The 12,311-nt window shown below is 67.7% G+C and carries 12 protein-coding genes and 1 pseudogene; 10 read left to right on the forward strand and 3 right to left on the reverse strand.

Annotation, left to right across the window (positions count from 1 at the left end; genetic code table 11):
* The first annotated feature begins 274 nt into the window (after positions 1-274).
* The 6 genes from ABLG96_RS17785 to ABLG96_RS17810 all read left to right on the forward strand — a co-directional run bounded on the left by ABLG96_RS17785 (position 275) and on the right by ABLG96_RS17810 (position 5,946).
* The gene (locus ABLG96_RS17785; protein WP_353648655.1) at positions 275-1,018 is read left to right on the forward strand and encodes a response regulator transcription factor; all 744 of its coding nucleotides are present in this window, start codon (positions 275-277) and stop codon (positions 1,016-1,018) included.
* A complete protein-coding gene (locus ABLG96_RS17790; protein ID WP_353648656.1) occupies positions 999-2,570 on the forward strand; it encodes a HAMP domain-containing sensor histidine kinase in 1,572 nt (523 codons plus the stop codon). The genes ABLG96_RS17785 and ABLG96_RS17790 overlap by 20 nt, the downstream gene beginning before the upstream one ends.
* A 190-nt stretch (positions 2,571-2,760) precedes the next feature.
* Complete coding sequence (locus ABLG96_RS17795; RefSeq protein WP_353648657.1) at positions 2,761-3,495, forward strand: class I SAM-dependent methyltransferase; 735 nt, start codon at positions 2,761-2,763, stop codon at positions 3,493-3,495.
* A gap of 184 nt (positions 3,496-3,679) precedes the next feature.
* Positions 3,680-4,621, forward strand: a complete 942-nt coding sequence (locus tag ABLG96_RS17800; protein ID WP_353648658.1) for an alpha/beta hydrolase — start codon at positions 3,680-3,682, stop codon at positions 4,619-4,621.
* Positions 4,618-5,301 carry a WYL domain-containing protein gene (locus ABLG96_RS17805; protein ID WP_353648659.1) on the forward strand — a complete coding sequence of 228 codons (684 nt, stop codon included), beginning with the start codon at positions 4,618-4,620 and terminating at the stop codon, positions 5,299-5,301. Before ABLG96_RS17800 ends, ABLG96_RS17805 begins: the two co-directional genes overlap by 4 nt.
* Positions 5,302-5,589: 288 nt before the next feature.
* Positions 5,590-5,946 (forward strand): hypothetical protein, encoded by a 357-nt coding sequence (locus ABLG96_RS17810; RefSeq protein WP_353648660.1) that lies wholly within the window; start codon positions 5,590-5,592, stop codon positions 5,944-5,946.
* A 297-nt stretch (positions 5,947-6,243) separates the two neighbouring features.
* On the opposite strand, the gene ABLG96_RS17815 is transcribed toward ABLG96_RS17810, so the two are convergent.
* Complete coding sequence (locus ABLG96_RS17815; RefSeq protein WP_353648661.1) at positions 6,244-7,050, reverse strand: MerR family transcriptional regulator; 807 nt, start codon at positions 7,048-7,050, stop codon at positions 6,244-6,246.
* Positions 7,051-7,212: 162 nt separating this feature from the next.
* Here ABLG96_RS17815 and ABLG96_RS17820 point away from each other — a divergent pair, with 162 nt between their 5' ends.
* The 4 genes and pseudogenes from ABLG96_RS17820 (at position 7,213) to ABLG96_RS17835 (ending at position 9,979) form a co-directional block, all read left to right on the forward strand.
* On the forward strand, positions 7,213-7,536 hold the full coding sequence (locus tag ABLG96_RS17820; RefSeq protein ID WP_353648662.1) for a hypothetical protein: 324 nt from the start codon (positions 7,213-7,215) through the stop codon (positions 7,534-7,536).
* Between the two features lie 417 nt (positions 7,537-7,953).
* Positions 7,954-8,658, forward strand: coding sequence for a class I SAM-dependent methyltransferase (locus ABLG96_RS17825; protein WP_353648663.1), 705 nt, complete (start codon positions 7,954-7,956; stop codon positions 8,656-8,658).
* 174 nt (positions 8,659-8,832) lie between these two features.
* Positions 8,833-9,081, forward strand: coding sequence for a winged helix-turn-helix transcriptional regulator (locus ABLG96_RS17830; protein ID WP_353648664.1), 249 nt, complete (start codon positions 8,833-8,835; stop codon positions 9,079-9,081).
* 407 nt (positions 9,082-9,488) lie between these two features.
* A pseudogene (locus ABLG96_RS17835) lies at positions 9,489-9,979 on the forward strand (AIM24 family protein).
* A 47-nt stretch (positions 9,980-10,026) separates the two neighbouring features.
* Here the strand turns inward: ABLG96_RS17835 and ABLG96_RS17840 are convergent.
* Both ABLG96_RS17840 and ABLG96_RS17845 read right to left on the reverse strand, forming a co-directional pair.
* Entirely contained in the window at positions 10,027-11,211 is a 1,185-nt protein-coding gene (locus ABLG96_RS17840) for a polysaccharide deacetylase (protein WP_353648665.1), read from the reverse strand.
* 105 nt (positions 11,212-11,316) lie between these two features.
* Positions 11,317-12,306 (reverse strand): polysaccharide deacetylase, encoded by a 990-nt coding sequence (locus ABLG96_RS17845; RefSeq protein ID WP_353648666.1) that lies wholly within the window; start codon positions 12,304-12,306, stop codon positions 11,317-11,319.
* Positions 12,307-12,311: the final 5 nt, after the last annotated feature.

The following is a 12,311-nucleotide window of genomic DNA, read 5'->3' on the forward strand; positions in this document are numbered from 1 at the left end:
GCTCGTCCATCTGCTCGCTCCTTGCTGTGATCCATCGATCGGTCGTCGGCGGCGAGGCAGAGCTGCCACGCCGCCGGTCGGAGTCCACCGACCCAGCCGACGGTTCGCCGACGGACTGTCCGGAGCCTGTGAGCCGGCCGTCAAAGACCCTGTGCGGATGCCGCCGGAATCCGAACGGGGCCGCCCTGCTGTCCGGATCACCGCTGCTCGGGTACACAGGAACCACACAGCAGGCGCCCAGCGCGGACCCACTTCGCCACCAGAGGATCAGTGCATGGTCAGCAACCACACCGACACCGCCCCCCGGCCCGCTCTGCTGTCGGGCCCCGGCGGCCGACCGATCCGCGCGCTCGTGGTGGACGACGAGCGCACCCTGGCCGAGTTGGTCGGGATGGCGCTGCGCTACGAGGGCTGGGAGATCCGGTCCGCGCACGACGGCGTCGGTGCGGTCGCCCAGGCGCGTGACTTCCAGCCGGACGTGATCGTGCTCGACGTGATGCTCCCCGATCTCGACGGGTTCGAGGTGCTGCGCAGGATCCGCGCCGAGCAGATCACCGTTCCGGTGCTGTTCCTGACCGCGAAGGATGCCGTGGAAGACCGGATCGCCGGGCTGACCGCCGGCGGCGACGACTACGTCACCAAGCCGTTCTCGGTGGAGGAACTCGTCCTGAGGTTGCGGGCGCTGCTGCGGCGGGCCCGGGTCGCGACCGAGGCCGAGTCGCCCACCCTGCAGATCGGCGACCTGACGCTCGACGAGGATTCCCGGGAAGTGCATCGCGGCGCGGAGCTGATCTCGTTGACCGCCACCGAGTTCGAGCTGCTGCGGTACCTGATGCGCAACGCCAAACGGGTGGTGAGCAAGGCCCAGATCCTCGATCGGGTGTGGAATTACGATTTCGGCGGCCAGGCGAACATCGTGGAGCTGTACATCTCCTACCTGCGCAAGAAGATCGACTCCGGCCGGGAACCGATGATCCACACCATGCGCGGCTTCGGCTATGTCCTCAAACCCGCCTGATCCGGCGGTGGACCAGGATGATTCCGCCAACCTGACCAGGTCGGGTCATCGCCCGGCGCATCGCGCGATCACGTTGCGCACCAAGCTGATCGCCGGGGTCAGCGCGGCTATTCTCGCCGTTTCGGTGTTGATCGGAGTGGTCACCCAGATCCTCATCTCCGACTACCTGACCGCCCAGCTCGACCAGCGCATCCAGTCGAACGTGCGGTTCTTCGGCGGCCAGAACGACCAGGACGACGCCGGCGGATCCGGTGCGGTCGGGAACAGCACGCCGGGCTCACCCCCCGGCGTCACCGACGCGTGTTCCAGCTCGACCACCGAGACCACCAGCGGGCGACGGGCCCCCGCGCCGCAACCCGCCGTGTTCGCGGTGTTCGACAGCACCGGCACTTTCGTCTCCGGAACGGTGCGGGACACCGCACTGGGCTGCACCGATCTCACGGCCGACACCGCCGTGACGCTGGCGCACGTCCCCACCGGCCGCACCGTCACCGAGGTGACCATCCCCGACGCCGGCCAGTACCGGGTGATCGCCGATCAGTCCCCCGACGGACAGATCCTCGTCTCCGGCCTGTCCACCGCCGAGGTCGAGGCGACCCAGTTCCGCCTGCTGGTGGTGATGAGCGCGGTCGCCGCCGGCGCCGTGCTTCTCGGGGCCGGAATCGTCTGGCTCGGAGTGCGCCGCTCGCTGCGTCCGCTCGAGCAGGTGGCCGCGACCGCCCGCGCCGTCAGCGAACTGCCGCTCGACCGCGGCGAGGTCGACATCACCGTCCGGGTCCCCCGCAAGCTCACCGACGACCGCACCGAGGTCGGCGCGGTGGGCGCCGCGCTCGATCAGTTGCTCGTCCACGTCGAGAGCGCCCTGGGTGCCCGCCACGAGTCCGAGAGCAGGGTGCGCCGATTCGTCGCCGACGCCTCCCACGAGCTGCGGACCCCGCTGGCCGCGATCCGGGGCTATGCGGAACTGGCCGGGCGCAACCCGGAGGACGCCCCCGCCGTGACGCATGCCCTCGGCAGGGTCCGCTCGGAATCGGAGCGGATGACAACGCTGGTGGACGACCTGCTGTTGTTGGCGCGCTTGGACTCCGGCCGACCGCTCGATCGCGATCCGGTGGACCTCACGCTGTTGACGATCGACACCACGTCGGATGCCAGGGTGTCGGGATCCGAGCACCACTGGCAGCTCGAACTCCCCGAGGAGCCGGTGACCGTCGTGGGTGACGACCACCGCCTCCGCCAGGTGCTGACCAATCTGCTCGCCAACGCCCGCACCCACACCCCGGCCGGGACGACGGTGGTGACAGCGGTCCGCGAGGAGCGGGGAATGGCCGTCGTCACCGTCACCGACAACGGTGACGGCATCCCCGCGATGCTGCAGTCTGAGATCTTCGGTCGCTTCGTCCGCGGCGAACAGTCGCGTTCCCGCGCAGCAGGTTCCACCGGCCTGGGCCTGGCCATCGTCGCTGCTGTGGTGGCCGCCCACCACGGCACCGTCGGCGTCAAGAGCGAGCCCGGCCGCACCGTGTTCACCGTGCGGCTCCCCCTCGTCTGACCGGTTCGCCCCGCGGTCCGCCCCCCGTCGGCCTCGTCGCTGGCCAAAGGTGTTGTCGCTGGCGAGAAGTGTTGCTGCTGGCGAGAAGTGCGTCCTTCTCGCCAGCAACAGCGCTCGTCACCAGCGGCAACGGATGTCGCGGCTAGAAATCAGGTGGACGGACACCCGGCGGCGTGGCACGCTCCGCGCCGTGGACTACACCGACCAACAAGCGGCCGACCTGTACGAGATCCTCAACCCCTGGGACGCAAGCGACCAGTTCTACCTGGACCGGGTCGTCGGCGCCGACGACGTGCTGGACATCGGGTGCGGTACCGGAGCCGTTCTTCACGCGGCAGTCGAGCAGGGCCACCGCGGCCGGTTGGTCGGCCTGGACCCCGACCCGTTCGCCCTGGCCGTTGCGCGGCGGGACGATCGCGTCGAGTGGCGCGATGGTACCGCGGCCACGATGACGTCCGATGCGGAGTTCGACCTGATCACCATGGGCGGCAACGCCTTCCAGTGCCTGATGACCGACGGGGAGATCACTGCGTCGGTCCGGTCCATGCGACGTGCGCTGCGCACCGGAGGCAGGGTAGTCTTCGACAGCCGCAATCCCGAGGCGCGCCGCTGGGAGAGCTGGACTCCGGCGCACGCGACGGAGGTCACCGATCCGGCCGGGCTGCTCGTGCGGGTCGTCCACGACCTGACGGAGGTGATCGACGAGCCCGGACGGACCACCGTCAGCTTCAGCGAGAGCATCACCACCCCCGACGGGGAGCTGCTCCGCCGCGATCACGCCACGGTGCGTTTCCTCAGCGCCGCCCAGATCACCGCAGCCTTGACCGGGGCCGGGTTCACGGTCGACGAGCAGCTCGGTGACTGGACCGGAGCGGCGGTGTCGCCCGCAGCCCCGTCGATCATCACCACCGCCACCGCGATCTGAGACCGGTCGGGCCCGCCCGCCGAGCACTGTCGCTGGTGAGAAGTGTTGCTGCTGGCGAGAAGTGCGTCCTCAACGCCAGCACCAGCGCTTGTCACCAGCGACACTGGCCTCGGTGTGTGAACTGGCTCACGCACACATCAACGGTGACACACTGCTGTCGCAACATGCTGCCAGGGTCACATCCATGACGAACAGCCTGGACACCCTGACCACCCGCGAGATCGCCCTTGCCACCAGTGGGCTGTCGACCCTCGACAACACCATCGAGCAGGACGCGACCCTGCAGACGTACCTGGAGCCCTACCCGGCGCGGGACGATGCGGCGGCCTGGGCAGCACGACGGTCCGCCGGACCGTTGTCCGACCCGACCGACGCCGCTCCGCTCGGAGTGTCTCTGACCGACACGACGGTGGACGGCGTTCCCTGCCGGGTGATCGAACCACCGTCGGCGCACGGCAGCTACCTGCACCTGCACGGTGGCGGCTGGTCGTTGGGTTCGCACCGGTTCTCCGACGAACGGCTCGCCGAACTGGCCCGCGACACCGGCCTCCGGGTGATCACCGTCGGCTATCCGCTCGCCCCCGAGCACCTGCTCCCGGAGATCGTCGATGCCTGCCGCACGGTCGCGCGGGCACTCACCGGCGACGCCGGCTTCTGGGCCATCGGCGGCGAGTCGGCCGGCGCCCACCTGGCTGTCACCACCTTGCTGGGGCTCAGAGATGCTGGGCTGCAGCCGTTCTCGGCCGCAGTCCTCACGTACGGCGTGTACGACTTCACCGGCACCCCTGGGCGGCGGGCCCGCAGGCGCGTCGAGGTGGACCGGCTCGCCGACATCGTGCTTCCGGGTGTCGACTCGGAGGCGCTGCGGAATCCCGAGATCTCCCCGATGTTCGCCGACCTCACCGGCATGCCGGCTGCTCGCTTCCTCTGCGGCACCAGGGATGCGCTGCTCGAGGACACACTGCTGCTGGAGGCCCGCTGGCGGGTCGTCGCGCCCACCGAGCTCGATCTGGTGGCCGCTGCCGACCATGCATTCACCCTGATGCCCGGGCCGACCACCGAGAACGCCCGACGCGCCGAGGCCGGCTTCCTGCGGCGGGCGCTCACTGGTTCGATGGCGGGGTGAACCGTCTCACCAGGTTGTACGCGATCGCCGAGACGTTGCGCGCCGCGGCGCCCCGGCTGGTGACGGTGGCCCAGCTCGCCGCCGAGCACACAGTGTCCGGGCGCACGGTGCAGCGTGATCTGCAAGCATTGCTGGAGTCCGGCGTCCCGGTGCGCTGGCAGGACGGCCGGGGTGGCGGATGGACGGTGGAGGCGAGCATGACGCTCCCGCCGGTCAACCTCACCGAGGACGAAGCGGCCGCGCTGCTGCTCGCCGTGCGCGCGGCATCGGGGGCGACACCGTTGTGGCCCGCGGCGCAGTCGGCGTGGGGAAAGATCACCGCCGCCCTGGACGCGGCCGGGTCGTCCGCCGTCCGGCAATGGGAGAGCAAGGTCGCCGTCCGCGAGGTGGATCCGGACCGGGCAGCGATCGCTTCGACCGTCGAACGAGCCGTCACCGCGTCGCAGCTGCTGCACCTGCACTACGCCGACAGCTCCGGCGCGGTCTCCGAGCGGGACGTGGAACCCGTCGGGTTGCTGACCGCCCGGGGCGACTGGTACCTGATCGCCTGGTGCCGGCTGCGCCGGGCGGATCGGGGCTTCCGTCTGGATCGGATCCGCGCAGCGCAATTGCTGCCCGACGTCGTGCAGCGGCGTGACCTGAAGGCATCGCTGATCGCCTCCGGGGTGCCGCTGGACTGACCACCGACTGACGGCGGCTGGACGGGACCGCCGGGAACCACAGACAGTGCACAGCGACGACCACAGGCAGCCACAGTCGCGCGCCCGATGGTTACGTCATGACCACCACCGACCACGCCACGGCCCACCTGGCCCGCACCGATCGGATCGCGCTCGACAGCGCGATCCGCAGCGGCGCACCTGCGGCAACGACCCTGCCGCAGCAGGGCTCGGCGACCTCCCTGCCCCTGACCACCGTCCTGGACATCCGGTGCGGCCGTAACCGGCGGGTTCAGCGGTCGCGGCGCGGTGAGCGGCTCCACCAACACGGAGTTGGTCGACCGTCTCGACGGGACGACCAGCCGGTGGTCGGCGGCCGTCATCGGTGACCAGAACTCCAGCGGCTACATCCTGTCCACCGACACCGCCGTCATGGCGATCGGCGGCTGGAGCGGCGCGGATCCCTCGATCACCCTGGCGCAGTTCCAGCGTGAAGTGGAAGACGGTGACATCAGCTACTTCATCGCCGGCGGCGGCATGGGTGGCGGCGGCAACGGTTCGGGGGTCAGTTCGCAGATCACCACCTGGGTGGAGGCGAACTTCACCTCCTCCACCGTCGGCGGCACCACGGTGTACGACCTGAGCAGCGCAACCTCGACGTCCTGACCCCCACGGATGGGCGCGCCCCGCGCTCCCACCCGCGGACACTCCACCCCCGGACCGGTGCGGACCCCCATCCCGCACCAGCTCCGGGGGTGCCGTGCGTCCGGATCGCCGCCGAATACTCAATGGTCGGGCGGCAAAGGAGTCAAGACCGATGCTGCACCATGGGATCTCGACGCACACGTCCCTCGCTCGATCGATCTGCCGATCCATTGCACGAAATCGACGCCCCGTTCTCTGAAATACCCTGCGGGAGAGCAATTCCGAGATCGGGACGTCGATTCTGTGCGAGCCGGTGACCTACTTCCAGGCCTCCGCGCTGTTGGCGGGGGCACCGACCCGGTCCGCGTTGGACTGGATCGCGTCGTGCACCCACTGCGAGAGACCGGGCGTCAGGTCGTCGTAGGTCTTCGCGAACCGTTCGTCGGTGACGAACAGTTCCGCGAGGCCCCGCTGCTGGGCGTGCGAGCAGGGGTAGAACTGCTCGACGCCCCGGCGGTGCTCCTCGGCGAGTACGGCGGCCTCGTCGCTGTCGGTGGCGACGCCGCGGACCTTCGCGTCGGCGAACTTCGCCATCAGCGCGTCGCCGTCGGCCTTGACCCGCTTCCAGTCGTCCTTGGACAGCTTCTTGGTGCGCTGTTGCGATGCCTGCCAGGCCGGCGTCTCACCCCAGCGCTCCTCCGCCTCGGTCTCCCACGACGGGTCGTACCCGTCACCGAAGATCTCCAGCTTCTCCTGCGGTGTCAGTTCGTTGCCCATGGTCGTTGCCTCCAACTCCTTGTCGATCGCCGCGAGCAGATCACCGAGCCGCTCCAACCGCTGCTGTACCAGCGCGCGATGCCGGCGCAGGTGTTCGGCGGTGTCCAGAGCGGCATCGTCGAGCAGGCTCGCGATGTCAGGGAGGGTGAACCCGAGTTCGCGGTAGTAGAGGATGCGGGTCAACCGGTCGAGATCGGCAGAGCTGTACTGCCGATACCCGGAACGGCTGCGATCCGGTGCGAGCAGACCGATCTGCTCGTAGTGGTGCAGCGTGCGCACCGTCACCCCTGACATCTGGGCCACCTGCCCCACCGAGTACTCGGCGGATGCTGTGCGGGTCCCGGACATCCGAGGCTCCTCTCCTCACGCGGCTCGGCAACAGCCTCCCCGGGGCCGGATCTTCCGGCGCCGAGGACGACTCTGCTTCCTGACGCTACGTCAGGGTCAAGCAGATCAACTCAGAAAGTTGTTCGACTGCGCGGGATCCTGTCGACCTCTAGCGTCAGTGGCATGCGAGGTCGAGCGGGTTCGTGGCGCGCACCATCGGTCGGTCTGACGGCAGCCGTCGTCTGCGCCGTTGCCGCCGTCATCGCCTGGACCGACGCGCACGTCACCTACGCGCTGCCGAACGGCGTCGGCCATGACGTCCTCGGCGGCGGCATCGCAGCAGCCGCGGTGTGCGCGATCAGCGCACTGTGTTCGCTCGGCGCGGCTCTGTTCGCGCTCCGCTCGCCGCGGTCGGCGCGGACGTGCCTGATCGTCGCGCTGGTGGCGCTGGTGATCTCGCTCGGCGCGCTCGCGTTGTTCGAGGTCGGGCCGTCGAAGACCTACTGATCCGCGGGGGTGTGCTGACGTCGCCGACCTTGAGCCCACCTACATGTTGCCCTGCGATTGCCGTTCGCTATTGCGAAATCGCTGCGGCGCAGCCGCATCACGGTCCCCATTGCGGATGCGTGCCGCAGACGCAGGCGCACCACACCGGTGCGCCGTTCGGCCACGGACGAGCTGCAACCCGCGGCCACGCCCTGAACACTCGTCTCAAGTGAGCACCCCCCGATGAGACAAGCCCCGGACCAGTCATCTGCGACTCCACGCCCGGCTGAGCCAACGCCCAGCCGCGAGCCGGCGTAGACGCGGCGATGGAACGTGAGATGAGATGGTGTCCGGGGGCCGGACTGTCGATCACAGCTCATCGCACGCGCGGCAGTAGCCCGCTCCCGCGGGACAGGACCAGCACAAGCGGAGGACTTCATGAAAGCCGACCACTACGACGCCTTCGCGGCGAGCTACGAGGCTGAGAACGCTTCCAGCCTGCTCAACGCGTACTACGAACGACCGGCGATGATTCGTCTTGCCGGCGATGTGAGCGGCCGACAGATTCTCGACGCCGGTTGCGGATCAGGGTTCTTGACAGCTGAGCTGCGTGGCAAAGGTGCCGTCATGACCGGTCTGGACGGCAGCCCAGCGATGGTCGAGCTCGCGCGCAGCCGACTCGGCGACGATGTGCCCCTCCACGTAGCAGACCTCGCCCAGCCGCTGCCGTTCGCGACCGACACATTCGATGACGTCACGGCCTCGCTCGTACTGCACTACCTCCAGAACTGGGAGGCGCCCTTGACCGAGTTCAAGCGCGTACTGAAGCCCGGCGGCCGACTCATCCTTTCGGTCAACCACCCCACCGTCCACCTCTTCAACTACCCAGACGAAGACTACTTCGCCACCCGGCAGTACTCCGAGGACTACGACTTCAACGGTGAACCAGCGGTATTGACGTTCTGGCACAGACCCTTGCACGCAATGACCAGCGCCTTCACTGATGCGGGCTTCAACATCTCCGTTTTGGACGAACCGGAACCCTCCCCGCACACGCCCCACCACCTCCTTACCCCACGCATTGCTGCCGGAGAACGGACAGCTTTCCTGTGCTTTATCTTCTTCGTGCTCACAGCATCATGAGCTCGCAGCTCAGATCTGCTGGGAGTGCACGCGACCACGGACATTGACACGGCGTTCCACTGTCCGCATCTGCCTGCCCGTAGAGGCGAATGTACTGGTCAGCGTGCACGCACACGCCGTCGGACAGCGACAACTCCACCGGATCATGCGGGTGTGTCATTTCACGATCCACTGTTGAGACGCTCCAGTAAAAGCGACTGTCACGAGCTGCTCGACGGGCCGCAGCGATACGGCGATCTGCGGCGCGAGCTCGGAGTGCCGACAAACATGCTGGCAACCCGGCTACGCGAACTAGAAGCGGCCGGCGTGCTGTCTCGTCTGCCCCTGCGGCACAACACCCGGGCCTACGCGCTGACCGATCGCGGGTTCGCTCTGCGTGAGGCAATCGTCGCGCTCGGACGGTGGGGCAACAAGTACGAGTAGGTCCGCCGTGCTCGCGCAGCGAGCGAAGCCCGAACTGACCGGCGTCTCAATAGCCCGTCGGCTCTCGAGACGTAGATGGATACCGGATGGCCAGGGATAGGCAACTTTCCAGTTCCTGGGCTCCGGGGGCATGGGCTGGTGAACGTCACACCGTCGATGGACGCGGAAGCAGCGGGTAGCAGTCAGCCCGTCGCTTCGGGCTGCCGCGCGCCGTCGGCCGCGATGAGGTCCACACGATGCACGTCGAGGTGTCGGGGGTAGACCAGGACTGCGATACGAACTCCGAGGGTTGAGATGTCGCCGTGGAGCGTCAGGTCCTCGCGGGGGGCGCCAGCTCGAAGATCGCTGCCGGGTCGGGCGCCAGCAGGCCACTCAGGTACGCAACCCGGCAGATGTTCGCCACAGCAATGGTTCTCGTATGGATCCCGGCAAAACACTGCGCCTACGGGCTGGGTGGACATCACCGGATCGCTCCTGGCGACATCGTGCCGATCGACGCCACCGGCGATTCACCCTGCTACGTGGCCAAGGGCAACTGGATCGCCAACTCGAACGGCGTGAGTGTCGACACCGACTGGGGCGGCATGAAGAGCCTGTTCGGCGGCGAGGGCGGCTTCGGGATGCGGGCCGCCGGCGACGGGCAGGTGGTGGTGAGCGTGTACGGATCGATCTGGAGGCCGGCGAGCAGGTGACGATCAACACCGGCCATGTGGTCGCCTACGACCTGAGCATCAGCTTCCGCATGCGCAAGGCCGCAACCGGCGTCCTGAACTCCATGAAGTCCGGCGAGGGATTCGTCTTCGACTTCGCCGGGCCGGGACCCGTGCTGATGCAGACCCGCAATCCCGATGCGTTCGTCTCCTGGATCCGCTCGCTCATCGCACCTTCCCGTTCCTGACCGTTGTTCAGCCGCGACGGCGCTGCCCCTGCCGGGTGGGACACACGTCAGGGCTTCTCCGCCGCCACCGCCGGTTGCGCCTGCAGGGCGGCGAGCACCTTCGGGTCCTGCAGCTTCATCCACGCGATCGCATCCGAATAGGTGGTGCAGTGGACGTCCTTGCGACCGCAGTAGTTCGTCATGAACTTCAGCACCGACGGATTGAAGGAGTTGCCGTTCCAGGTGTTGAAGTGGTTCGCGATCAGCAACGGCGCGCGGTTACCGTTCCAGGTGGCGTCGAACAAGGACTTGTAGGTCTGATACACCTTGTCCCGCAACACGGGTGCCGACGACGCGTCGTTGGCACCACCGTTGAACTTGACCCACATGTTGTAGTCCATGTTGACGACCATTCCGTCGAACCCCGGCGAATAGACATAGGGCATGTAGAACTCCCAGATGCCGTCGACCTGCTCGGGCCAGCTGATGCCGGACGTCGGCGCGTTCATCGAGGAGTCGTAGCTGAGGCCCGCCTTCTTCCACGCCGGGACCAGCTGGTCCCACTGGCCCTCCAGGCAGGGCGTCCGGCCACCCTTGATGGACGACGCGGGGACCTTGAGTGCCGGGAGGTTCTTGGCCTCGGGGTTGTTGGCCCGGTAGTTCTTCAGGAACCCGAGGAACTGGCCGATCTCGTCGGTCCAGTCGGCGGTGCTCCAGGCCGCAGCGCTCGGTTCGGCCCCCGCGCAGAAGTGACCGTTGTAGTGCAGGCCGATCTCGTGCCCCGCCGCGTACGCGGTGTTCAGGTCGTTGATCCTGGTCTTCAGATCGGCGGCGGTGCCGCCGAATCCCACTGATGACTTCCCGGCGGCGTGGCCGGGGCCGGTGTACTTCGCCTTGTTCTCGTCGGTCAGCAGGTAGGTGCCGGTGAGGAACCCGTTGAACCGGGAGTCGGTCGGCTTCGCCGCCGCCATGAACTCCTGCCACTTCTCGTGGTCGCCCGCACCATCGAAGGAGAAGATGATCAGCTGGGGTGCTTTCTCGCCCGGCTTCAGCTTCCGCATCGGCAGGTTGGTCGCCTTGCGGGCGGGCGCGGCAGGCGTTCTGGGAGCACTGCTGCTCGGTCCACTCGCCGCCACCGCCGCAGCGGTGGGCGGCGGGGTCCGGCCCTGGTACACGAGCACGCCGGTGATGACGGCGAACACCAGCGCCGCCGACAGGCCGACATACCTGCGCGTCGCCGACATCCCTGTCATCTCTGCACCCACCCGGATTCGCTGGACCGGGGCCTGCGCAGCCCCACCTGTCACGTCCGACCCAGGGTCTCAGGAGCCGCTCGGCAGCAGTGGGACGCGCGCCGCTCAGCCCGCAGCGGCGGCGACAGCGGGCAGACCCTGCAGCTTCGCCAGCACAGCCGGATCCTGTAGTTCCATCCAGGCGATGACGTCCTGATAGGTGGCGCAGTAGGTGTCCTTCTTGCCGCAGGTGTCCTGCATGAACTCCAGCGCGGGTTTGTTATAGGCGTCGCCGTTCCACTTGTTGAAGTGGTTGGCGATCAACACCGGAGCGCGGCTGCCGTTGTAGGCCTGCTCGTACATGAAGTCGTACGTGGCGCGCACCTTCGGTCGAGTGGCCGCGGCGACGTCCTGGGTCTGATCGCAGGCTGCGACCTCGCACATGAAGTTGTAGTCCATCGCCAGGATCATCTTCTCGAACCCCGGGGAGTAGATGTAGGGCATCTCGAACTCCCAGATCCCCTGCATCTTCACCGGCCAGCTGATCCCCGACTTGGTGCTCAACGAGCTGTCGTACGTCAGGTCGAACTTCTTCCACGCCGGCGCCATCGCGTCCAGCGCACCCTCAAGGCAGGGGGTGCGGCCGCCCTTGATGGCTGCCGGGGTCACCTTCAGGTCGGGGACCTCGTCACCCCAGCCGTTGAGCTTCTTGTAGTCGGTCAGGAAGCTCATGAACTGACCGAGCTCCGACTCCCAGTCGGCGGCGCTCCAGGTGGCACCGGACGGCGGGTTGTCGCTGCAGAAATGGCCGTTGTAGTGCGTGCCGATCTCGTGTCCGGCTGCGTAGGCCTGGTTGAGATCGTTGATCTCGGTGATGATCTCGTCCTTCTCACCACCGAAGCCGATGGACGCCTTGCCGGCCGAATGCCCAGGGCCCTGGTACTTCTCCTTGTTGGCCGACGCCAGCAGATAGATCCCGGTCAGGAACCCGACGAAGCGGGAGTCCGTCGGCTCGGCTGCCGCCATGAACTCCTGCCATTTCTCGTGGCTACCGGCACCGTCGAAGGAGAAGATCACGAACTGCGGCGCCTTCTCTCCCGGTGCCAGCTTCCGCATCGGCA

Source organism: Nakamurella sp. A5-74 (assembly GCF_040438885.1).
GTDB lineage: Bacteria > Actinomycetota > Actinomycetes > Mycobacteriales > Nakamurellaceae > Nakamurella.

Bases quoted from the DNA above. Each gene is read 5' to 3' on its own strand.
- ABLG96_RS17785 (WP_353648655.1), top strand. From the start codon at position 275: ATGGTCAGCAACCACACCGACACCGCCCCCCGGCCCGCTCTGCTGTCG.
- ABLG96_RS17790 (WP_353648656.1), top strand. From the start codon at position 999: ATGTCCTCAAACCCGCCTGATCCGGCGGTGGACCAGGATGATTCCGCC.
- ABLG96_RS17800 (WP_353648658.1), top strand. From the start codon at position 3,680: ATGACGAACAGCCTGGACACCCTGACCACCCGCGAGATCGCCCTTGCC.
- ABLG96_RS17815 (WP_353648661.1), bottom strand. From the start codon at position 7,050: ATGTCCGGGACCCGCACAGCATCCGCCGAGTACTCGGTGGGGCAGGTG.
- ABLG96_RS17820 (WP_353648662.1), top strand. From the start codon at position 7,213: ATGCGAGGTCGAGCGGGTTCGTGGCGCGCACCATCGGTCGGTCTGACG.
- ABLG96_RS17825 (WP_353648663.1), top strand. From the start codon at position 7,954: ATGAAAGCCGACCACTACGACGCCTTCGCGGCGAGCTACGAGGCTGAG.
- ABLG96_RS17840 (WP_353648665.1), bottom strand. From the start codon at position 11,211: ATGACAGGGATGTCGGCGACGCGCAGGTATGTCGGCCTGTCGGCGGCG.
- ABLG96_RS17845 (WP_353648666.1), bottom strand. From the start codon at position 12,306: ATGCGGAAGCTGGCACCGGGAGAGAAGGCGCCGCAGTTCGTGATCTTC.